Source organism: Bacillus sp. NPDC077027, assembly GCF_050269555.1.
Lineage (GTDB): Bacteria > Bacillota > Bacilli > Bacillales > Bacillaceae > Bacillus.
The window spans coordinates 633,341-655,138 of the sequence record NZ_JBNNIO010000002.1; the positions used below are offsets into that span (position 1 = coordinate 633,341).

At 40.0% G+C, this 21,798-nt stretch carries 22 protein-coding genes; 7 read left to right on the forward strand and 15 right to left on the reverse strand.

The window, feature by feature from the left end:
* Positions 1–5 precede the first annotated feature (5 nt).
* Positions 6–776, reverse strand: coding sequence for a glycosyltransferase family 2 protein (locus ACQKEZ_RS08790; RefSeq protein ID WP_427299940.1), 771 nt, complete (start codon positions 774–776; stop codon positions 6–8).
* Between the two features lie 177 nt (positions 777–953).
* Between ACQKEZ_RS08790 and ACQKEZ_RS08795 the strand changes: the two genes are divergently transcribed.
* The 3 genes from ACQKEZ_RS08795 (at position 954) to ACQKEZ_RS08805 (ending at position 3,164) form a co-directional block, all read left to right on the forward strand.
* Entirely contained in the window at positions 954–1,628 is a 675-nt protein-coding gene (locus tag ACQKEZ_RS08795; protein WP_427299942.1) for a YIP1 family protein, read from the forward strand.
* 157 nt (positions 1,629–1,785) lie between these two features.
* Positions 1,786–2,304 carry a spore coat protein GerQ gene (gerQ, locus tag ACQKEZ_RS08800; protein ID WP_427299944.1) on the forward strand — a complete coding sequence of 173 codons (519 nt, stop codon included), beginning with the start codon at positions 1,786–1,788 and terminating at the stop codon, positions 2,302–2,304.
* 242 nt (positions 2,305–2,546) lie between these two features.
* Positions 2,547–3,164 carry a cupin domain-containing protein gene (locus tag ACQKEZ_RS08805; RefSeq protein WP_427299946.1) on the forward strand — a complete coding sequence of 206 codons (618 nt, stop codon included), beginning with the start codon at positions 2,547–2,549 and terminating at the stop codon, positions 3,162–3,164.
* A 54-nt stretch (positions 3,165–3,218) separates the two neighbouring features.
* Here the strand turns inward: ACQKEZ_RS08805 and ACQKEZ_RS08810 are convergent, their stop codons facing one another.
* From ACQKEZ_RS08810 to ACQKEZ_RS08820, 3 genes are all read right to left on the reverse strand, one after another.
* Positions 3,219–3,590, reverse strand: a complete 372-nt coding sequence (locus ACQKEZ_RS08810) for a DUF423 domain-containing protein (RefSeq protein WP_427299948.1) — start codon at positions 3,588–3,590, stop codon at positions 3,219–3,221.
* Positions 3,591–3,651: 61 nt separating this feature from the next.
* Entirely contained in the window at positions 3,652–4,971 is a 1,320-nt protein-coding gene (locus ACQKEZ_RS08815; RefSeq protein ID WP_427299949.1) for a purine/pyrimidine permease, read from the reverse strand.
* Positions 4,972–5,005: 34 nt separating this feature from the next.
* The gene (locus ACQKEZ_RS08820) at positions 5,006–5,338 is read right to left on the reverse strand and encodes a YwdI family protein (RefSeq protein ID WP_427299951.1); all 333 of its coding nucleotides are present in this window, start codon (positions 5,336–5,338) and stop codon (positions 5,006–5,008) included.
* Positions 5,339–5,567: 229 nt separating this feature from the next.
* Between ACQKEZ_RS08820 and ACQKEZ_RS08825 the strand changes: the two genes are divergently transcribed.
* Positions 5,568–6,926, forward strand: a complete 1,359-nt coding sequence (locus tag ACQKEZ_RS08825) for an aldehyde dehydrogenase (RefSeq protein ID WP_427299953.1) — start codon at positions 5,568–5,570, stop codon at positions 6,924–6,926.
* A gap of 35 nt (positions 6,927–6,961) precedes the next feature.
* Here the strand turns inward: ACQKEZ_RS08825 and ACQKEZ_RS08830 are convergent, their stop codons facing one another.
* Positions 6,962–7,642 (reverse strand): uracil-DNA glycosylase, encoded by a 681-nt coding sequence (locus tag ACQKEZ_RS08830; RefSeq protein ID WP_427299955.1) that lies wholly within the window; start codon positions 7,640–7,642, stop codon positions 6,962–6,964.
* The gene (locus ACQKEZ_RS08835; RefSeq protein ID WP_427299957.1) at positions 7,639–8,466 is read right to left on the reverse strand and encodes a glycosyltransferase family 2 protein; all 828 of its coding nucleotides are present in this window, start codon (positions 8,464–8,466) and stop codon (positions 7,639–7,641) included. The genes ACQKEZ_RS08830 and ACQKEZ_RS08835 overlap by 4 nt, the downstream gene beginning before the upstream one ends.
* A 286-nt stretch (positions 8,467–8,752) precedes the next feature.
* Between ACQKEZ_RS08835 and ACQKEZ_RS08840 the strand changes: the two genes are divergently transcribed.
* Positions 8,753–9,562, forward strand: a complete 810-nt coding sequence (locus tag ACQKEZ_RS08840; RefSeq protein WP_427299959.1) for a bifunctional hydroxymethylpyrimidine kinase/phosphomethylpyrimidine kinase — start codon at positions 8,753–8,755, stop codon at positions 9,560–9,562.
* A gap of 350 nt (positions 9,563–9,912) precedes the next feature.
* On the opposite strand, the gene ACQKEZ_RS08845 is transcribed toward ACQKEZ_RS08840, so the two are convergent.
* The 6 genes from ACQKEZ_RS08845 to ACQKEZ_RS08870 all read right to left on the reverse strand — a co-directional run bounded on the left by ACQKEZ_RS08845 (position 9,913) and on the right by ACQKEZ_RS08870 (position 15,075).
* Complete coding sequence (locus ACQKEZ_RS08845) at positions 9,913–10,206, reverse strand: hypothetical protein (protein ID WP_427299961.1); 294 nt, start codon at positions 10,204–10,206, stop codon at positions 9,913–9,915.
* A gap of 105 nt (positions 10,207–10,311) precedes the next feature.
* On the reverse strand, positions 10,312–10,566 hold the full coding sequence (locus ACQKEZ_RS08850) for a hypothetical protein (RefSeq protein ID WP_427299963.1): 255 nt from the start codon (positions 10,564–10,566) through the stop codon (positions 10,312–10,314).
* A 229-nt stretch (positions 10,567–10,795) separates the two neighbouring features.
* Positions 10,796–12,250 (reverse strand): glycoside hydrolase family 32 protein, encoded by a 1,455-nt coding sequence (locus ACQKEZ_RS08855; RefSeq protein WP_427300537.1) that lies wholly within the window; start codon positions 12,248–12,250, stop codon positions 10,796–10,798.
* Positions 12,251–12,269: 19 nt separating this feature from the next.
* Positions 12,270–13,658 (reverse strand): sucrose-specific PTS transporter subunit IIBC, encoded by a 1,389-nt coding sequence (locus ACQKEZ_RS08860; RefSeq protein WP_427299965.1) that lies wholly within the window; start codon positions 13,656–13,658, stop codon positions 12,270–12,272.
* 253 nt (positions 13,659–13,911) lie between these two features.
* Positions 13,912–14,745, reverse strand: a complete 834-nt coding sequence (locus ACQKEZ_RS08865; protein WP_427299967.1) for a PRD domain-containing protein — start codon at positions 14,743–14,745, stop codon at positions 13,912–13,914.
* A gap of 51 nt (positions 14,746–14,796) precedes the next feature.
* Positions 14,797–15,075: a hypothetical protein gene (locus ACQKEZ_RS08870; RefSeq protein ID WP_427299969.1), complete on the reverse strand. Its 279-nt coding sequence runs from the start codon at positions 15,073–15,075 to the stop codon at positions 14,797–14,799.
* A 501-nt stretch (positions 15,076–15,576) separates the two neighbouring features.
* On the opposite strand from ACQKEZ_RS08870, the gene ACQKEZ_RS08875 reads away from it, so the two are divergent.
* Together ACQKEZ_RS08875 and ACQKEZ_RS08880 are read left to right on the forward strand one after the other, a co-directional pair.
* A complete protein-coding gene (locus ACQKEZ_RS08875; RefSeq protein WP_427299971.1) occupies positions 15,577–18,000 on the forward strand; it encodes a S8 family peptidase in 2,424 nt (807 codons plus the stop codon).
* Between the two features lie 88 nt (positions 18,001–18,088).
* On the forward strand, positions 18,089–18,316 hold the full coding sequence (locus tag ACQKEZ_RS08880) for a hypothetical protein (protein ID WP_427299973.1): 228 nt from the start codon (positions 18,089–18,091) through the stop codon (positions 18,314–18,316).
* A 9-nt stretch (positions 18,317–18,325) separates the two neighbouring features.
* Here ACQKEZ_RS08880 and ACQKEZ_RS08885 read toward each other — a convergent pair whose 3' ends face one another.
* The 3 genes from ACQKEZ_RS08885 to ACQKEZ_RS08895 all read right to left on the reverse strand — a co-directional run bounded on the left by ACQKEZ_RS08885 (position 18,326) and on the right by ACQKEZ_RS08895 (position 21,461).
* Positions 18,326–19,333, reverse strand: a complete 1,008-nt coding sequence (locus tag ACQKEZ_RS08885; RefSeq protein ID WP_427299974.1) for an LLM class flavin-dependent oxidoreductase — start codon at positions 19,331–19,333, stop codon at positions 18,326–18,328.
* Between the two features lie 56 nt (positions 19,334–19,389).
* Positions 19,390–20,139, reverse strand: a complete 750-nt coding sequence (nfsA, locus tag ACQKEZ_RS08890) for an oxygen-insensitive NADPH nitroreductase (RefSeq protein ID WP_427299975.1) — start codon at positions 20,137–20,139, stop codon at positions 19,390–19,392.
* Between the two features lie 107 nt (positions 20,140–20,246).
* Positions 20,247–21,461 (reverse strand): FtsW/RodA/SpoVE family cell cycle protein, encoded by a 1,215-nt coding sequence (locus tag ACQKEZ_RS08895; RefSeq protein WP_427299977.1) that lies wholly within the window; start codon positions 21,459–21,461, stop codon positions 20,247–20,249.
* Between the last annotated feature and the right edge of the window lie 337 nt (positions 21,462–21,798).

Here is a 21,798-nt window from a genome sequence, read left to right on the forward strand (position 1 = left end):
ACGATTTACCTCCCATATTTTTGTTTGAGTACCTTGCGTAATTCCCAGCACGATGTTTGTGGGGGCAACGCCTTGATAAAGTCACTTTTCTCTTCATCTGCTAGTTGATAGTGAATGGATTGCTCTGTGATGTAGTTCGTATCAAGCACTTCATCATACGGATAAAAAAGATAAAAGTGATTTAACCTAAAAAAGAAACGAGCATCCCCTATACGGTAAAAGTGCGGACTCTCATCCCAATAGGAGCCGAATTCAGACTTGATCTTCTGCAAAATGGAGGCTCTATGGACGACAGAACAGTGATCAATGGCACATGGTGCATTCCATAGCACAGCCTGTGCGGGACGTACGGTTTCCTTTACCTGCTCACGTTCACTATTTAAATAGATTACTTTTGAACCAGAGTACACAATATCTTCATTCGGATGAGCATCTAAATATCCTGTGAGCTTCTCTAATCGGTCAGGGGCATACACATTGTCGTCGGTTGCATACGAGATATACTCTCCTTGTGCTTGCTCAAGCGCCTGATTAATTAAAACTGCATAACGGGTTTTTTCTGTGCGCTCTTGCAGGGTTTTGACACCACTTTGAATCAAATGAACACGTGAGTCTTTTACATAAGGCTCTATGGCTGCAAGTGTTGCTTCATCTGATCCATCATCCATAATGAAGAGTTCAAAGTCAGGTAACGTCTGATTTAATACTGCTTGAATGGATCTTCCTACATAGGCGGCTTTGTTGTAGCTTGTCATAACAACAGTTACTTTTGTCAAAAATTGTCACCCCAGTCTCTTTCAAACTATGATTATCATATGTTCCACATAAAAAAAAGACTGTAGAGCGACCTATTTTTAATAAAATTGTATTTTTTATTCTTATTCCCTTGAAAGATTACAATAGTTTGGTAATATAAGTAATCATTTGTATTTTTAGAAAAGGAGTACTTAAATATGGACGTCATAAAAGAAGAGTTTTCACAAGAGGAGAAACGAAAAGGTTTTTTTCGATTCTTCAAAGTATTCATTGCCACAAAAACGATCGTTCGTTCTTACAAAAATGCCCACATTCCCATTTGGTTAATGATCATCTTAGCAAGCATGATGGGGACAGGCTGGATGTACAATGGTTATCTCGGGGACTATACAGGCGATGTGATTCCGTATCCATTCATTCTTTGGCACGGGGCAGGTTTTGGTTTGCTCGTTGGAAATGTATTTTTATTCGGAGCAGGGCTTGTGCTCAAGTGGTCAGGTAAGCTATTTGGCGGTCATGCTACATATATGCAAGTCGTACGGGCTTGTTTCATTGCGGTTGTCATTCCTTCCGCACTGCTTTCCCTCACTTGGATTCCGACACTGATGATTGTTGGCTCAGATGCGTTTACCTATATCACTCCTCATCTCGATATGCATGATGAAATTTGGTACTACCTCGACATACTATCGCTTGTTGAAGTGTTTACACGAATGTGGATATTTGGAATGTCTATTCTAGGCATCATCGCTATTCACAACTTAAAATTTTGGCAAGGTGCCATTGCGCTTGTTGTGCCATTCCTTATCTTGGTTTTGATTTCATTTGCCATTTTTGGAACATATACAACACTCAATTGGCTGCCAAGCTAAAAAATCAGGAGACTGTCGTGGACAGTCTCTTTTTTCATTCATTGTACATATTCCGACCTCCTGTCTCATAGTGTGAAAGAGAGAAAGATAGCTATAGAAACAACAGGTGCTTGTCCGCCTTCTGTTTAGAACACCAAGAGGAAAGAGGAGGAACGATATGAAATTAAAAAATCAATTTGGGCAAGGAGCGGGTTTTGAAGGAAATGATTTTAGACAACAATATGGGGCAAACCCTTATCCTGCACAACAGATGGGTTACTCAGTCCCTCCCCAAACGCAAGGTCAACCGCAACAAGGATATTCAACACCTATGCAAACAGGTTCAGGGCAAGGGGCACAAGGCGGAGGTCAGCCATATCAAATTCCGTCCGGCCCTATTTATCAGCAAAATATCCCAGGTCAGCTCCCACTGGAACAGTCATATATTGAAAATATTCTCCGATTAAACCGTGGCAAAGTCGCGACCATCTATATGACTTTTGAAGCAAGCAAGGAATGGAATTCTAAAATTTTCAGAGGTGTCATTGAAGCAGCGGGTCGAGACCACATTATTATTAGTGACAATAAAACAGGAACAAGATACTTACTCTTAACCATTTACCTCGATTACATTACCTTTGATAGCGAAATTCAATATGATTATCCATATTCCATGTCCACTTATTCACCAAGATAATGGCATGAGAAAAGCAAGGGATCATGATTCCCTTGCTTTTCTCGTTATGACTCGTATCTATTACCAACTTATCAAACATATCAGAGATTTATCGCGACCAAAACATACATGATTCTGAATCAAATTCTACTACCATAACTATTTCTCTTAATTTTTATTCACATGGGTTTTTGACACACCTCCTCGCCGCTTTACATAAGATGCCTAGTAGCTTTCATTAAAAGCCTAGAGGTGAGTAATAAATGACCATGGATTTGGATTATACATCGCCAAATGTGACGTATTCATTTGATTTAAACAAAAGTCCGCTCGTTCAATATGATCAGCATAACCTGATCAATATTTTAGGAAAAAAACAAATGAATTCATTAGACCAAGTATCATTGCTAGATATATATCTAAGTAAAAACAAAGTAGTGGAACCTCATTATCATCAAAACGCAGCCGAGCTTGTTTATTGCATTACAGGGTCAGCCGCGGTATCACTGCTGAACCCTTTTACAAAGAAGCTTCAAACTTACACGATTACGCCAGGTCAAGTGGCAAATGTTCCTCAAGGCTGGTGGCATTATGAGGTGGCACTGCAAGATCGAACACATTTGCTTGCCATATTTAATGCATCGACACCAGAGGTTATTCTTGGATCTGACCTTCTTAAACTAACACCATCTAACATCATGGCACATACTTACTGTATGAATGAAACCCAGTGGAAACAGGCGATTCAACCGGTCAAACCGGGTGCGTTCATAGGTCCATTTTGCCAGAGAGAAGAGGAAGCCACGACCCGTCCCACACCCCCTTCTCATTATGTGCCGTACTATCAGACTCCACCGAACTATTCTCCTTATTGGAGCTAATACAAAGCAGCAAAAAACCGATGCCTCTATGAAAGGTCATCGGTTTTTTTCATCCTATAAATTCTTCGCTGCAGTGACGACAAGAATGATCCAAGAAGCGATAAATGCTAATCCACCAATTGGTGTAATGGCACCAAGAATCTTCACCTGTGTGAGTGCTAATACATAAAGACTTCCTGAGAAAAAGATGATTCCCGCTAGCATGATCCACCCAGCTGTCGGCACAGCCGAAATGCCAGTCAGCTTATCAGCTAAAAACGCCACGATAAATAGCCCAATGGCATGAAACATTTGATATTGAACCCCTTTATTCCAAATCTCAATGTACTTCTCTGGGATTTTCCCTTCAAGACCGTGTGCGCCAAAAGCACCGAGCCCGACGGCGAGCATTGCGTTAATTGCACCTAAAATGAAAAAAAGTTTCATTCGTCATTCTCCTTATCTCATATCAAATTATGTTTATCATAGCGTGCTTCTGAGCTTACATTCAACTTTGCCCCTGTGTTGACACGAGATTGTCAGATTTCATTTTTCTTCTTAATAGCACTTGATCAACGACAATGGCAATGAGTGTACCGAGCACAAGCCCATTGCTTAATAGTGAAATGAGAACCGGATGCATTCCCTGTAGTGCCTCTTTCGGGACAAACATAGCACCAACTCCAGCTAAAATGGATACCCCAAGCACAAATCGCACACGTGGTATGTCTTCCTTCTCATACACATCAAATTCAGACAAAGCGATACCAATCATTGAGGAGAAAACAACAAAATTAACAGCCAATCCTACAGGCGATGGCAATGCTGAAAAGAAGCTCATCAAAAGCGGGAATAAACTAATAAAGACAATCAATAAACTCCCTAAAAAGAAAGGCTTTCTTGAAGGAGATTTGGTTGTTTGAATAAAACCCGCTGCGCCTGAAATAGGAACAGGTGCAATCGCACCAATGATTCCACTCATAACATGGCCAAATGCTGCAACAAAACCAGCAGGACGGGCTCTTTTTCGTTCACGTAGCTCTCCAAATGCTTTGACCGAGCTTTCCACAATCCGAATACTAGCAAGCATGTTCACAATAAGTAAGATGGTAATGAAAAAAGAAGTCACAAGCAAGCCACTGTCAAAAACCGGCATGCCAAATGGAAACAGCTTTGGAAATTCAATCACGTTCTCGGGAATGCGAACAGGCTTGGCTAACCCAAGCACAGCAAACAGCAGCCATCCTCCCGCAAGTGAAATCAGAACAGAGAATTGTTTCAAATAAAGCCACTTTGACCGATTAATGATGAACGTCATCACGATAATAAAAATAGACAAACAAAAAATAAATCCATCCACATTGTTCCCTCTATACCCGATGCCCATTAATCCTTTCATAATTGGCTGGCTGAGCTGAACAACAAGCAATAATAAATAAATGCCTGTCACCACTGGCGTAAATAATGAAGCAAGCCAATCAATGATCTTAAAGATACTGAAAATCAAAAAGAAAAATCCACTGATGATCAATGCTCCTTGTAGCGCTTGAAGTGTTTCAGGATAGGAGGCGAAGATCGTTCCAGTCATCCCTGCATAAATCGTATAGACTCCCCACCATAATCCGGCAGGGCTTTCATTGATTGGTAGCATGTGTCCGCATAAGCATTGGACCATTGCAACAAGACCGAGTGAAAAGAACGTACTTTGTATCAGCTCCGCGGACTGAACTTGATTCAGCTCAAATGCTTGAGCAATTGCAATCGGCACTGCAATTGAAGCAGCGATAAAAAACGCCATCCATTGAATGGCTCCTAAAAATAGTTTCAATCGTCTCACCTTCCCTTGTCCCTACAAGAACACGTTAAAAATCAAAAATGGAGTCGCCGTTCCCTTCCTCCTCTTTTTGAGTATCCCCTTTGTTTTGAAATTGCTTCGCACCAGTCGTTCCCATTAGCTTTTCGAGCATGAGCTGATCTGTCGTTTGTACCTGCGGTGAAGGGATGACGACAGAGGGGGGTGTTGAAATCATTGGAGAAGTCGGCGTTTTCACCTGCACTGGCTCATCTAAAATCACATCACATAATGACGAGATTGCTGCCACTTGACGCTTGACCTCTTCTTCGTTGCCCGCTTGTTTTGCTTTTCGAATGGCTTCATCCATTTTTTGAAGAAGACTTGATATATGTATGTTCAAGGCCATGCCCTCCCAATCGCTAAAATACTTTTCCTCAGTTATTTTACCAAATCAAACATCTCATTTGGTCAAAACCTGACCATTTTTTATATTCGTGCTCTTTCTTCTCTTTTATACCCCTGACGATACCACTGCAAAACAAAGTCAACTAGCATTAAAACAACTTATTTGACCTTCCTTGACAATTCCTAGATAATGATAAATACAATTAGCCGAAAGGGGCTACGAAATGAAAAATGAATTAGCCTTACTAAAAAGCCAAAAGGCTTATCAAAAAACTACGGTCAACGAAAGACTCCTGATTCTAGCAAAACTAAAATCAGCCATCAAACAAAATGAAGAGGCGATTTTACAAGCATTACAGCTAGATTTACATAAATCCGAACAAGAAGCCTATACGACCGAGATTGGAATTGTCTACGAAGAAATCAATCATACCATGAAGCATTTACGAAAGTGGGCAAAACCAACACGTGTGAAAACACCGTTAACACACATCGGTTCCAAAAGCTTCATTATTAAAGAGCCCTACGGAAGCGTTCTCGTCATTGCACCATGGAACTATCCTTTCCAATTGGCACTCTCACCGCTAGTCGGCGCCATTTCAGCTGGAAATTCAGTGACCTTAAAACCATCTGAACTAACGCCTCACGTATCTGAAATCATTCGAGTCATCGTCGAAAGTGTCTTCCAAGAAGAGCAGGCCGCTGTTGTAGAAGGCGGTGTTGAAGTAAGCACTGAGCTGCTCAAGCTCCCATTCGATTATATCTTCTTTACAGGTAGCGTCGGTGTCGGCAAAATCGTGATGGAGGCTGCCGCCAAGCACCTAACACCTGTTACACTTGAACTTGGGGGCAAAAGCCCATGTATCGTCATGCCAGATGCTAATTTAAAGCTAGCTGCTAAGCGCATTGTGTTCGGGAAGTTCACAAATGCCGGACAAACCTGTGTTGCACCAGACTATTTGCTCGTCCACGAATCAGTAAAAGATGAGCTTTTAAAAGAGATGACAGTTTGTATTCAAGCATTTTATGGAGATCATCCAGAAACAAATGAACACTTCGGAAAAATTGTGAGCAAACGACATTTTGACCGGTTATCAGGCTTTCTCAAAAATGGTCACATTGTCACTGGTGGGAAAAAGAACGAAGAAGAATTAAAAATTTCACCGACGATTTTAGATCAAATCACTTGGGATGATCCTGTTATGCAGGAAGAAATTTTCGGCCCGATCTTACCTGTCATGACCTTCAACTCTGTAGATGAAGTCATTGAAATGGTAGGTGCTAGACCTAAACCTCTTGCACTTTACTTATTTACGACAAGCAAAAAGAATGAAACATACATCTTAGACCACATCTCTTTTGGCGGAGGCTGTGTCAACGATACGCTGATGCATGTAGCAAATTCACACTTACCGTTCGGTGGTGTAGGAGAGAGCGGGATAGGACGCTACCATGGTCATGAAAGCTTCCTTACCTTCACACATGAAAAAAGCGTGTTGAGACAAACCAATTTATTCGACTTCTCTTTCCGTTATCCAAATGCAAAAAACGGACTCGACATCGTCCGTAAATTTTTAAAATAACCACAAGGACGAAGGAGCATTTCCTTCGTCCTCTTCTATTCAATATCCTCAATACACCACTTGATTTCCTGCGTTCCAATTGTCTTCAGGCATTCATTTACCTTAGAAAAAGGACGACTACCAAAAAAACCGTTTCGTGCAGAGAACGGACTCGGATGTGGTGATTCAATGACAAAATGTTTTGAGCCATCAATGCGTTCTTTTTTGGCTTGAGCATGTCTTCCCCAAAGGACAAAAACAACAGGCTGCTCCCGTTCATTTAATACATCTATCACGCGGTCAGTCACACGTTCCCAGCCTTTTCCCTTATGAGAGTTCGCCTCCCCTTGTCTGACTGTGAGCACTGTATTAAGTAGGAGAACTCCTTGCTCTGCCCAACTGATAAGTGAGCCGTGATTTGGAATTTGACAGCCGATGTCATCTCTTAGCTCTTGAAAAATATTTTTGAGCGATGGTGGTTGTCTCACACCTGGTTGGACGGAAAAACTTAAACCGTGCGCTTGACCTGGGCCATGATAAGGGTCTTGTCCAAGGATAACAACCTTCACATCTTCATATGTCGTTAAATGGAGCGCACGATAAATATCATCAGGCTTTGGAAAAACAGGTTGAGAACGATACTCTTCCTTAATCCACTCTCTTAGCTCCTGATAATATGGATGTTCAAATTCACTCTCCATGACCTTCCACCAGCTATCATTCAGAAATTGCTTCATACATGGTCTCCTCCTTCCATTTGCTTAACTAATCTAGAGATCATTGGCCTTCCATCCCAAACAATATCACTTTGGGCTTCTCTTTTTTTCATCGCTGGCTCTTCAAGTAAAACCGCGAAGTTTGCAGTCGGCAAATCCCCAAGCGAATGCTTTTTGCTTAAATCATCTAAATACTGTTTTCTTTTTTCACCAAGATCACTCGATTGATTTCCTCCACCGTCAAAGAAGGCATAAATCACACTGGCAACTGGCACACGCTCAGTCTTCGCATGGTTTGAGACACGCAAAAAGAAATCCCAATCCCAGTAATGATGCATGGCAGGATCAAAGTACCCGATCTGTTCATGTAAGTTGCGCTTATACATACTACCAGATGGAACATATGTAGAGAATACCCGCATTTCTTCTAGTTCTGCCGTATAGGCAAACAACCGTCTAGATGTCGGAATACGTGTCGCTCCTTTTTCTTCAAAAGACACAATTTCCGCATCAGAAAAGACGAAATCTGCATCTTTAAGAGCCTCACTCATTCGTTCAATATGGCAAGGTGTAAAGTAGTCATCATCATCACTTAGCATGACCACGTCTCCTGTTACCTCACGGATGCCAACATTTCTTGCGTTCACATGCTGGACATTTTCCTGTAAATGAATAAGACGAATTGGTAAGTCAGGATAAAGCTCCTGGATCACATCTACTCGCTCACCCGCATCATTAACAACCACAATTTCAAAGGGTTGTACAGTTTGTTTCGTAATGGATTCAAGTAACTCACATAGTGCCGTTAGTCGATTGTGTGTCACAACTAATAGTGAAATATTCATGATTGGCTTGCTCCTTTTTTAACAGACTCATCCATTTCATTAAAACATAAAATTACGTTTTTCTCATGATATAAAAGGCGGTATACGCATGAATTGATGAAATGAGTGAAAAGAAGAAAATAGTTCATGATGAAAAGGTCATATGTAGAGGCTCGTCAGTACCAACAAGCGTTCTTCTCTGATGAGAACGCTTTTTTCGTCCGTTTCATTGTGATAAATAGAAAAGCTGATTATAATAGGAAATAGAACATTTACTGTTACACATCATATTGGAGGTTCAGCTACTATGTCTATGAATAAAGCACTCACCATCGCAGGCTCGGATTCAAGTGGAGGCGCAGGTATTCAAGCAGATTTAAAAACGTTTCAAGAGAAAAACGTATATGGTATGACAGCTTTAACAGTTGTCGTTGCGATGGACCCACATCACAATTGGGATCATCAAGTATTTCCGATTGAGACGGATACCATTCGTGCTCAGCTCTCAACGATCGTAGAAGGAATCGGTGTTGATGCACTTAAAACCGGTATGCTTCCAACTGTAGACATCATTGAGCTAGCAGCAGAAACCATTAAGAAATATGACTTGAAAAATATTGTCATTGACCCCGTTATGGTTTGTAAGGGAGCAAATGAAGTCCTTTATCCTGAGCATGCTGAAGCAATGCGTGAAAGTCTTGCACCACTGGCCACAGTCATTACCCCTAACCTCTTTGAGGCTGGACAATTAAGTGGAATTGGTGAAATCAAAACATTTGAACAAATGGAAGAAGCGGCAAAACGAATTCATGACCTTGGCGCGAAGTATGTGGTCATTACTGGCGGCGGTAAACTAAGTCAAGATAAAGCGATTGATTTGCTTTATGATGGACAAACCTTTGAACGTCTCGAATCCGATAAAATTGACACACAATATACACATGGCGCAGGCTGCACATTCTCAGCAGCAGTCACAGCCGAACTAGCAAATGGCTTAGAAGTGAAAGACGCCATCTATGCAGCAAAAGAATTCATCACTGTTGCCATTCAAGGCTCTTTCCAGCTAAATGAGTACATTGGACCAACAAAACATTCTGCTCATCGTTTCAACAAATAAAACAGTAAAACCGATTCGCCTTGTCAAACAGGCGAATCGGTTTTTTAATCTCACTATCACTCATTGAGCATAATAGAATATTATCATCATAATGAAAAGAAAAAGGCTTCAATACCTACTTCTTCTTGATCACATACTTATTTTAAAAAGATTTTACAAGCTTATGTATACCTTTTCTATTCTCTCCAACTCTTCACGTAAATCGCTATCATCAGGTTTACCAGTTATTACTTCCAAAAACGCAATAAATTTACGACCATATGCAATTAGGGTATATACCAATTCCTTAAATTCTACGACCAAAGTTTGATTTTCCAGCGACAACATCATTTCTTGATCGGATCTTTTTTCTAACTGTATTTCCAATGATAAACTTGGTAATAAATTTTTCCATAACCTACATCGATGTAATCTTTTAATATATTTTTATCATAATGCCATAACTCTTCAATAGAATCAGGATTCTCAAAATCCTCAATCTTACCTTTTTTTCCATTATCGAACGTCATCGTTCCCTCTAGATTTGTAAATCCCTGTTCCATAAAATCTTCTTTGGTAGCAACAAATTTCTTAATACTTCCAATATCATTGATCGCTACAAATCTCTCTTCGTCTTCTAAATAAATATAAGTTTTTATCTTCAACTCAATTCACCTTCACACTTTAGAACCGCACTTCTTTATCATTTCTAGATTCAACTAAAAAAGCGCACTCTTTGAGAGTACACTCTTTTCCCCATACATAAACACCTATTTTTGATGATCTGATTCCTTCGCCATCTTTCGAATAAAGGTTTCAATTGATTCAACAAATAAGGCGTATTCTTTCATTTGTTCATACGTATCTGACAGCTTCTCTTTTAATTCGTCCTGCTGAAGAGAAGGTTCACCAAGAATAGATTGGACTTGAATGAGCAATTCTTTATATTCTTCACGTTTATCTTCAACATGATCTGCCATTGTCTCCAAGCGTCGTCTAGTCGTCGGCTGCTGTTTTGATTTCAATTAAACAACCCCTTTTTTATCCTGCCTCATTTGGATAAATGCCAGCCTCAGCTGTTTATATTTTTCAATTATAGCATAATTCACCCATTTATTATATATGAAAACGTCATCAAATGACCGTCATGCCTGCGGTCAAGCGATCAGATACCGCATTTTAGGAAGCAAGATTCAGGGCTATTCAATTAGACATAAGATTCCTCCAGTTTGATCAAAGAAAGAAGCAGAACAATTAGTCTGCTTCTTTTTGTAAGTGCCATGTTTTCATTCTAATCTTCGTTTCATTCCTACCACTGATCGAAATCGATTTATTTCCCGGGGAAGGAAAGAACCTAGCAGTAAGAACCTCACGACCACCATTGACAAAAATTTCAATAGATGAGGCGTCAATAAAGATGTGTAAATCTTTTAGCTCCTCAATTTCTACTTCACGTATTTCTGTTGTTCTATTCTCAAAGCTTTCCCGTTCCAGCGTCAATCGTCGCTTCAGTTTATCGTAAGTCAAGCGAGCAGCACCTCTTAGACAGAGTTCAAATCCTTTTTGCGTTTCAATTTGATCTGCATAAAGTTCTGTTTTAGAAATGTCCTCTACATGAATCGAGTGTACAGAGCGTTTAATTTGATATATTTCTTCTTGTTCATTTGTGCGCATTGACTTTAATTCTGATACAGGATTTTGTATGAGTTTTCCATCTTCAGATAGAGAAAGCTCACGTGGAATCGTTAAACAATGAATCCATTGATATGAAATGGTCGGATGGTGTTCCTCCCCTTGGTCAGGTACACCCATCCATCCTATTAAAATACGTCTGCCCGATTCATCCTTAAATGACTGTTGTGCATAAAAATCAAAGCCCCTGTCAAGTTCCTCGAATTTCCCATGCCTATATTTGTAAGAGGTATCGTCTAATTCCCCAATAAAGTAGCCTGATTGATGCATATTCTGATATTTCAGCCCCTCTGGTGGTAATCCTTGTGGACACACGATAAGTACATCTTTGCCATCTAACTCAAACAAGTCTGGACACTCCCACATGTATCCGAAATCACCTAGACCATTTTGACCGCTACCTGTTAACGCTCCCTTAAATGTCCAGTTTTCTAAGTTATCAGAAGTAAACAGCACAAGGTTACCTTGTAGTTCTTTATTTTGAGCACCTAACACCATGTACCACTTCCCATTTCTTTTCCACACCTTTGGATCACGGAAATGTGCTGTAAAACCGTCTGGTAATTTTGCAACAACACCTTTTTTCTCAAAGTGTAAACCATCTTCAGAAACTGCCAAACACTGGTAAGCCTCACGACCTCCATGTTCATCTCGTACATTGCCTGTGTAAAGCAAATGGAGTTTTCCTTGATCAATTACTGCACTTCCAGAATAACAGCCATCTTTGTCAAACCAGTCACTCGGAGTCAGCGCAATCTCTTCATGCTTCCAATGGACGAGATCTGTTGAAGTATAATGTCCCCAGAATTTCGCACCATGCCCAGTATTAAAGGGTTGCCACTGATAAAACACATGATATATACCTTGCCAATGAATCAATCCATTCGGATCATTTAAAAGCCCGACAGGTGGCATCAAATGGAAATGCTGGCGATACACATCTTTTTTGACTAAATGTTCGTAATTACTCATTCTCTCTGTTACTTTATGACGAAGTTCTGCATCAGTTGTTGTCATCATTATGACCACTCCCTTATTATTTTTCGACTTCTTTTATTTTAAAGACAAGGGTGAGAATAAAGGAGGCGGCAACGGCAATCACCATACCAAAAATATAGTTTACCACATTTTGTAAACCGAATGGTGCTGCAATCGCAATCATCGGTATGCCAGTTAACCCATAAGCATTTGCTGCCACTTTTGTGAATACAACGAAAGCTCCTCCTAATGCCCCACCAATCATCGCCGCGATAAATGGCTTACGATAACGAAGATTAACTCCGAATATAACTGGTTCTGTAATGCCTAAGAAAGCAGAAAAGGAAGCAGGAAGAGCGATTTCTTTTGTTTTTGCCCGCTTGGCTAAGAAAAAGACAGCAAGTCCCGCGCCACCTTGTGCAACATTGGACATTGCCCAAATTGGAAGCAAATAGTTACGTCCAATATCATTGATAAGCCCTGCCTCAATGGCATGAAAGCTATGATGAACTCCAGTTAACACAATGAGTGAATAGGCTCCGCCAAAAATAAGACCTGCCAAAAACCCTGCGTGATCATAAACAAATGTGAGTGTATTGGAAATTCCAGTACCAAGCACCCTGCCAAGCGGACCTACCGCAATAAACGCCACAAACCCAGTCACAATGACGGTCACAAAAGGAGTCACAAGTAAATCAATACTATTCGGTACAATTTTTCTCAGATTGATTTCAAGCTTACACATGATATATATCGTTAATAACACTGGAATAACTGTGCCTTGGTAACCAAGAAGGGCAATATCAACATTGAATAAGTGCATGTACTCCGGTTTTGCATCGGTCAATCCCCAAGGGTTGAGTAGATTCGGATGCGTCATAATTCCCCCGATGACTGCTCCTAAGTACGGGTTGCCACCAAATTCTTTTGCCGCACTGACACCAATCAAAATCGGCAAAATGATAAAGGCAGCACTTGAGAACATATCAAGCATTTGAAAAATAGCTGAGTGTGGATCTGCCCAGTTAAACGCCTTCATCATTCCAAGAAAGCCCATTAACAAACCACTAGCCACAATCGCTGGAATGATTGGCACAAAAATGTTGGAGAGCGTTTTTGCAAAACGCGCAAACGGATTCATTTTTTGTTTAACCGCTTCATCATGACGAACAGGCTTTTGCTCCTCGTCTCCTGTCTCAAGCCCGATCTCACGTGCAAATTGTTCATATACTTTGTTCACAAAACCTGTTCCGAAAATCACTTGGAATTGACCTGAGCTTGAAAAGGCACCCTTCACTTCATCAAGCTCTTCGATTTCATCCTTTTGAATTTGATCTTCATCCTTCATTACAAGTCTTAATCTCGTCGCACAATGTGTCGCACTGATTACGTTTTCCTTACCACCTAGTAACTTGGTTAATTCTTTAGCTGTTTTTTTGTAATCCATGTTGTCTCCTCCTTTTTAAAAGCAAAAAAGACCTAAAATTCACCAACGATCATAGACATACACGTCCAATCGTTACGCAAATTTTAGGTCTTGCCTGCCTGACAGTCACAATCCCACGATATAAGAATTTTGATTACGCTTTCATGATAGTATAAAGGATGATCTTCGTCAATCTCTATTTCAAAACAAATGACCCATATACACTAATCTTAGTAGTGTGCATAAAAAAAAGCCTGCTTACAGGCTAAAATGGTTAAACCTTTGTGGCCTCTTGTAGACGCTGGACATGCAGCGTAATATAGCCAATCTCCGAATCAGGGAGATGTAATTCATATTCACTTTTTAAAAAGACAGCAAGCTCACGTGCACATTGGTATGCCGTATCATACTTCTTTTGGATAAATATCAGCATCTCATCATCCATGACCTGAAATGCTTCATTTGATTCCAACCTGTTAAGTGCATACCGTAAATGCGTTACAAGCCGCTGATAAGAAATGCTATCCTCGTCAATCGAACGCTCAAAAAACTGTTCGATCTTCTCAATCATTTCTTTAATCATTGTTGTAAATTTGACGGTTTTTTTCATGGTCTCCGTATTCATTTTCGCCGTATGAATATGAAGCGCCACGTAACCTGCCTCGTCATCAGGCAGTCCAACGGCTAGCCGCTCATTGACATAGCGGATGGCATATTGACCAATCTCATATTCTTTTTTATATAACACTTTAATCTCGCCTAGCAATTTATGATGAAGCACAATTCCTTTTTGAACGCGTTCAATGGCAAAGGATAAGTGATCCGTTAGCGATATGTGGATATGATCGCTTAGTGGCATCATCAGTTCACCTTCCGCATAACTGATGATATGCTCTGCTACCTCGATGTGCTCTTCGGGGAGCGTCGCAAGAATTTGTTTGAATTTCTCATTTTCTTCACGTACAACAAAAATTTTCTCTATCTTTTGAAGGGGAATGACGTCATTTTTCCCTTTCTGAAATGCAATGCCAGGACCCATAACGATCTTCTCTTGATCATCCTCCTTTACAACCACCGCATTGTTATTCAATATTTTATATATCTTCAAGGGCAATCTCTCCCACCAGATAACATTCGTTATGTGGGATTTTACCCTGTTTCAACTGTTCTGTAAAGAAAAGTCGGGACCAGCACGTTCCTGCTTAGGCGTCTCTTTTTGAAACTTCAGCAGCCTTTTATAATGATCCTTTGCTTTTCTTCGTTTCTTCATTCTCTCTTCTTCCAGTTTTTCTTTTCTCTCATCACCCACCACCACAGGAAACGGCATGTCGATAGCGACTGACTGCAATGCACCTTGTTTCAGAAGTAGACGTGACCCCACTAAGATATTCATTACCAATACAAACCACGTATTCATCCATTCCATCATCTTTCTCACAAACATCCCTCCACGTTTTATGAATTCTAGCAACTCTATCAAATAACTGCTCCTATCATATCTCGCTGAAAAAGAGATGTTTGTCACAATGTGGGTGAAAAAACGAACTAGTTTTCAGAAGTTTTGTTGAAACGTGCAGAAGAACAGTAAGTCCTTTTCATATTTTCTATGAATATTTTATTCACACACTATCCCAAAGATAAACACACCTTATCAACAGATGTTATCCACATATCAACAGCCCAAAACTATATTTTGTGTGTTTATTATTTTTTATTTCCATATATATATTTAAGTTATCAAGTTATCAACAGGTAATTGTGCATAAGTACTTACTTATACACGGTATAGTTCTTTTCAACTATGTAAAATAAGACCATTTCAGTAAAGGATTTGTTTTATCGTTATGGAATACTTAATAACGGGCAGTTAATCCTTCCTATTTATGCACAAAGAGGATGGCTATCTCCCTAAATACACAGCTAGAAAGGGGAAAATTAATTGAAAAAAGTACTCTCACGTTCTTCTGTTCTATTGTTCTCCACAATTTTTATTTTATCCACGTTCTTCACAGGTCATCAGGCGACTGCCGCTCCATCAAACAAAAAAGTCGAGTTAGACAAGGCGGAGATCTTCGGAGAAATCAATACCAAATCAAGAAAACATACCACTGTTATTGTTGAATTAAAAGAAAAATCGTTAGTAGAATCGAAACAAGAAGGCAAAGCACAAACGAAAGCCGCTTTAAAAAAAGCCAGAACAAAAGTAAAAACTGAAGCGCTAAAAAAACTAGATAAAGCAAGTGTCAATCAAGAATATGAAAAAGTATTCTCTGGCTTCTCTATGAAACTTCCTGCAAGTGAAATTCCTAAGCTCCTCGCTGTTGAAGGTGTCAAAGCAGTTTATCCGGATGTTACATATCGGACAGATGAAATCAAAAAAGAAAATATACAGCTTCCTAATGAGGATGTATCGCCATTAATGGATAAAAGTGCTCCATTCATTGGTGCGCCTAAAGCATGGGATGCTGGGTATACAGGTAAGGGAATCAAAGTCGCTGTCATTGATACTGGTGTTGACTATACACACCCTGATTTAAAAAGAAACTTCGATCTTTATAAAGGATATGATTTTGTGGATAGTGATTATTCACCACAGGAAACACCTAAAGGTGACCCACGTGGTGAATCAACAGATCACGGCACACATGTCGCAGGAACGATTGCGGCAAACGGACAAATTAAAGGTGTCGCAAAAGATGCCACGCTTTTAGCCTACCGTGTGCTTGGCCCTGGCGGCACAGGAACGACTGAAAATGTGCTAGCTGGCATTGACCGAGCAGTCACAGATGGCGCAGATGTCATGAACTTATCTCTTGGAAATAGTGTCAACAATCCTGATTACGCTACAAGTATCGCCCTCGATTGGGCAATGTCTGAAGGAGTAGTGGCAGTCACATCAAATGGAAACAGTGGTCCTAATAGCTGGACTGTTGGATCTCCAGGTACGTCTCGAGATGCAATTTCCGTTGGGGCAACTCAGCTTCCTTACAGTCTATATCGCGTGACCTTCCCATCATATTCATCTGCGAAAATCATGGGCTATTATGAAGAGAGTGATTTGAAAGCATTAAATCAAAAACAAGTCACACTTGTGAATGCAGGGGTCGGTGAGGAAAAAGATTTTCAAGACATTGATGTAAAAGGAAAAATAGCGGTTATTGAACGTGGTGTAATTGCTTTTGTGGATAAAGTTGATCATGCAAAAGCAGCTGGCGCAATCGGTGTTGTCATGTACAACAATGTGGATGGTGACATTCCTGTAGATGTACCTGGACTTTCACTGCCAACAATCAAGCTCTCAAAAGCTGACGGCACGTCACTTGTCAAAGATATAGATGCTGGTAAAAATACAACCACTTTCTCCATTCAATTTGTGAAAGAATTAAGTGAGCAAGTAGCAGACTTTTCATCTCGCGGACCTGTTGTAGACACGTGGATGATCAAACCTGACCTATCTGCTCCTGGTGTGAGCATTGTGAGTACGATTCCAACACATGAACCAGCTAATCCTTACGGGTACGGTTCAAAGCAAGGAACAAGCATGGCTTCTCCCCATGTAGCAGGTGTCGCAGCAATTGTGAAACAAGCGAAACCTAAATGGTCAACAGCAAAAATAAAAGCTGTCCTCATGAACACAGCAGAAAAACTATATGATGTAAATGGTGATCCATCCCCACACAACACACAAGGAACAGGTAGTGTGAGAATCATAGAAGCGCTGAACGCATCTTCCATTGTTTCTGATGCAAGCTATTCTTATGGTACTTTCTTAAAAGAAAAAGGCATTCAGATCAAAACAAATACATTTAAAGTAGAAAACCTGTCAAATGTGCCAAAAACATATACCATTGACTATCAATTTAGTGGTCAGGGAATCAGTACAAATGGAACGCAAAAGCTAACAGTCAAAGGCAATTCGACCGGCTCGTTCCTCTCTGCAGTTCAAGTCAATTATGCTAAAACGAAAAAAGGGACGTATCAAGGAAAGATCACTCTTCGTGAAAACGGAAAAAAAGTCACTGAAATCCCAACATTATTGATCGTCAAAGAGCCAGACTACCCACGTGTTACATCTGTTTCAGTTGAACCAGATAGCCGAGCAGGTAGCTATGTCATGAGCGCTTATCTTCCTGGCGGAGCAGAAAATCTCGCTTTCCTCGTCTACTCAACAGAGGGAGAATATCTTGGTGAAGCAGGCGTTTACAAAAACCTTGAAAAAGGCGAACACCGTTTCAAATGGAACGCCTCTATCAACCAAGGTCAGAAGCTCGAAGCTGGTGAATATACACTTCTCGCTTATGCAAGCCTCAAAGGGAAATCAGATACTGTTCAAACAAGACAACCATTTGAAATTTATCCTTAATTGAACATTCACATCATAAAAGCCTTGACTGAGCATATATATCGCTCATCAAGGCTTTTCTATCATGTAATGGAGGAAATGTGAACCCATGTTGATTTTGTTATGGATTGTTTCTTTTTTTGCCTCTTTTTTTCTCATCATCACCCTGATCTATTTTTTTATCTTTTTAAAGAAAAGACAGTGTCGCCCTTTTACTCAGGCCTGTGAACAAACAGTGGATACTGCCATTGTCTATCCACTCAATTTGCTCGTCTGTCTCATCTTTATGCTGACGATGATTGTACTACTTCCGATTTATTGGATAAGAGGACGATAAATACATACGCTATTCTTCATTAAATGCTTCTTTTAACAAGCGATAAGAGGTGAACCGATCTTCAAGCCGATGAGTGATTGTAACAGCGATCACCTCATCTGTATGATAGGCTTTCGCAAGCGTTAAAAGCTGTTGCTTCACCGTTTCTTTTGTCCCTACGACCATTCTTTTTCGGTTTTCGAGCACTCTTTTTTGTTCATAAGGGCTGTATGAGTAGGCTTTCGCCAGTTCAAGTGAAGGAAATTCTTTTAGCTTTATGCCTTGCTCGTTTGCTAGAATTGATAAATCTAAACTCATGGCCAATTCTTCTGCTTTCTCTTCTGACTCTGCACATAAAACAAATACTGCAAGACTTATGCGAGGTTTTTGAGCGAGTACAGATGGCTCAAATCGATTTAAGTATTGTTCAATAGGGTCCTCACCGCCTTCACCATTAATGAAGAGGGCAAATGTGTAACCTGCTCCTGCTTTAGCTGCCAGTCTTGCACTTTCTCCAGATGAGCCGAGCATCCATACTTCTGGTGCTGTCTCAACCTTAGGAGAAGCGGTCAAATTTGGGTATGGGTAAGATTCATCTGCTAGGTCATGTAAAAAAACCTTTAGCTCTTCTACCTGATCTGGATAACGATCCCCTAGCCGTTTACGCTCTCCATTATGAAGCGCAATAGATGAAATCGGCATTCCACCTGGTGCTCTGCCAATTCCAAGATCAATTCTACCTGGCGCAAGCGCTTCAAGCACTCGGAAATTCTCAGCGACCTTATATGCACTATAATGAGGTAGCATCACACCACCAGACCCTATTCTCATATGTGTGGTGACAGCAGCTAAATAGCTGACGAGCACTTCAGGGCTTGAACCGGCAAGCCTGTCTGAAAAATGATGCTCCGATACCCAAAAGCGGTGATAGCCCCATTTTTCTGTTTGCTTGGCAAGTTCAATTGTTTGTTTCATGGCTACTGCTGGAGATGCACCTCCTACAACAGGAGATTGATCCAATACACTTAATGTCAACATAATTGAGCACCTCTTGCTACAAATCCCCCTCTCTTCGTATGAAAGGGGGTTGTTCGTTATTTTCGGTTAAACCCTTTTTCTTTTACAAAGTCACTTATATACTCTCTTTTTGGCTGACTAAATCCTCTGACCATTTGTTCAGACCAAGTATCGGCTCTCTCTCCATTTGTGCGCTCTTCATAGTAGCGTGAAATCTGCTCATCATATTCTTGTAAATATCGGTCAATATGTGCTTCATCCTGTTGATACGTATTTTCATGATAAATGAGTCCAAATGGTAGGCGCTCTTTCTTCGACGATTGCTTCGCTGGATGACCAACAACTAGTCCAAATAAAGGTAGGACGTAAGAAGGGATATTAAGTAATTCTGCCACTTCAACAAGCTGATTGCGTAAACCACCAATATAGCAAATGCCTAAATCCATCGACTCTGCGGCCACACTCATATTCTGAGCTGCCAGTGCAGCATCAATGACACTAATTAAGAAGGCTTCTGTGTTTTCAAACGCTTCTCGATTGTTTTCACCTGCCTTACACGCAATATGATCTTGACGTTTTAAGTCGGCACAGAAGACAAACAAATGCCCATTTTTCTCAACATATGGCTGATTGCCAGCCAATTCTGCCAGTTTGGCTTTTTTCTTCTGATCCGTTACTCCAATGATACTATAGGCCTGTACATAGCTAGATGTTGAGGCAGCCTGTGCACTTTTAACAAGGGTATGAATTTCTTCTTTTGTCAAACGTTCATCTGTAAATGAACGAATCGACCGATGATTTAATAATGTTTCAATGGTTTGATTCATTTCAAAGACCTCCTTCACTCTCTTTATCATATGACAGATGTAAGACGTTTTTCAAAAAGTAGGCCTTACAAAAAAGACAGCCTATTCGTAGACTGTCCTTTTGCATGTTATTTAAATAAATAGCTTTGATATTTCGTTAGTTGAACACTTGCATTATAGGCAATACCAAATCCAATGAGAACGGATAAGACAGAGCTCCCCCCAAAGCTGATAAAGAGGAGTGGAATCCCTGTGACAGGCATGACACCAATATTCATTCCGATGTTTTGGAATGTATGGATCACGATCAATGCCGTATAGCCAACGCAGAAAAACGACGCAAATCGGCTATAAGGATGAATACGATCAATCAGTACAACCAGTCGATAGATTAAAAAGAAATACACAATCACTACAAATGCGCATCCGACAAATCCAAAAGCTTCACCGATAATGGAAAAAATCATATCCGTTTGCGCTTCTGGCACATACACCTTCAAATTTTTAATCCCATTTCCAAAAACCTGACCGGCGCCAATCGCCATAATCGCTTGATCAACCTGATACTTATCACTGCCTGATCCATCCTGTGTTTCTGCCTTATTCACTGTTGTAGAATCATCGGGAAGCCAAGCTGTGATTCGGTCAATTTGATAACTTTGAATGCCAAGGGTATGTTGCGCAAAACTTGGAAATAAAATAATGATTGCCAAGACTGATCCAAGCAAAAGTATACCCGTAGAGCCAATTATTGAAATAAGCTTCCAATTGACACCTGATAAAAATATCATGACAAGCACAATAAACCCACATACTGCTGCAGTACCCGCATCCTGTAAAAAGATTAACCCAACCGGTATTGCAGAAACACCTGCAATTTTTAATAACAGAAAGATGTCATCTTCTAATGTACGTTTACCTCTAGGTGTTGCCTTACCGATAACAGACGCTAGCATCATAATTAATCCAATTTTCATAAACTCTGAGGGCTGAAAGGTCCCAATTCCAGGTAGAACAAACCAGCTTTTCGCACCATTTTTAATTGGAGCAATTTCATAGCCACCAATTGAAGCTGGACTAATTTTGAGGAGAATTAAAAGCAGAATTCCACCAATAAAAACATATAAACTTAGTTTCTCTAATTGTTCTAAATCAAAGTAGTTAATAGCAATGATAAATAAGGCACCAACAGCATAGTAAATAATCTGTCTCGTCCATGCGTTAGTACCATACTGACCAAATTGACCGGCCGCATAAATAGCGACAACACTTATTGTAAAAAAGGCAAAAAATATAAAAATCAAATCTCCCTGATAAAATGGAGACGTATTCTGCTTGTTCATGAACTAACCACCCTTATTACCAAACATAAAAACCCTTATCTATCTTAGAATTAAATTTTCATAAAAGCAACTCACCTTAAATATGACGAATAGAAGTCAGCAAAAGTTCCAATTAAAATTGAAAAAAAAACAATACTTTTACTTCTAAAGATGAAACGCTCATTAAATAAAAAAATTCCACTGATGCACGACCTCTAAAAACTCTATTTTAACGATTTTATGAAGGAAATACAATTTTATATGTGGTTTTTGATAGAAATTGATGAACGAATCATACCTAAAAATATAGACCCGCATATAAACAAAAAAATGCATATTTTGTGGAATAAGGCCTATT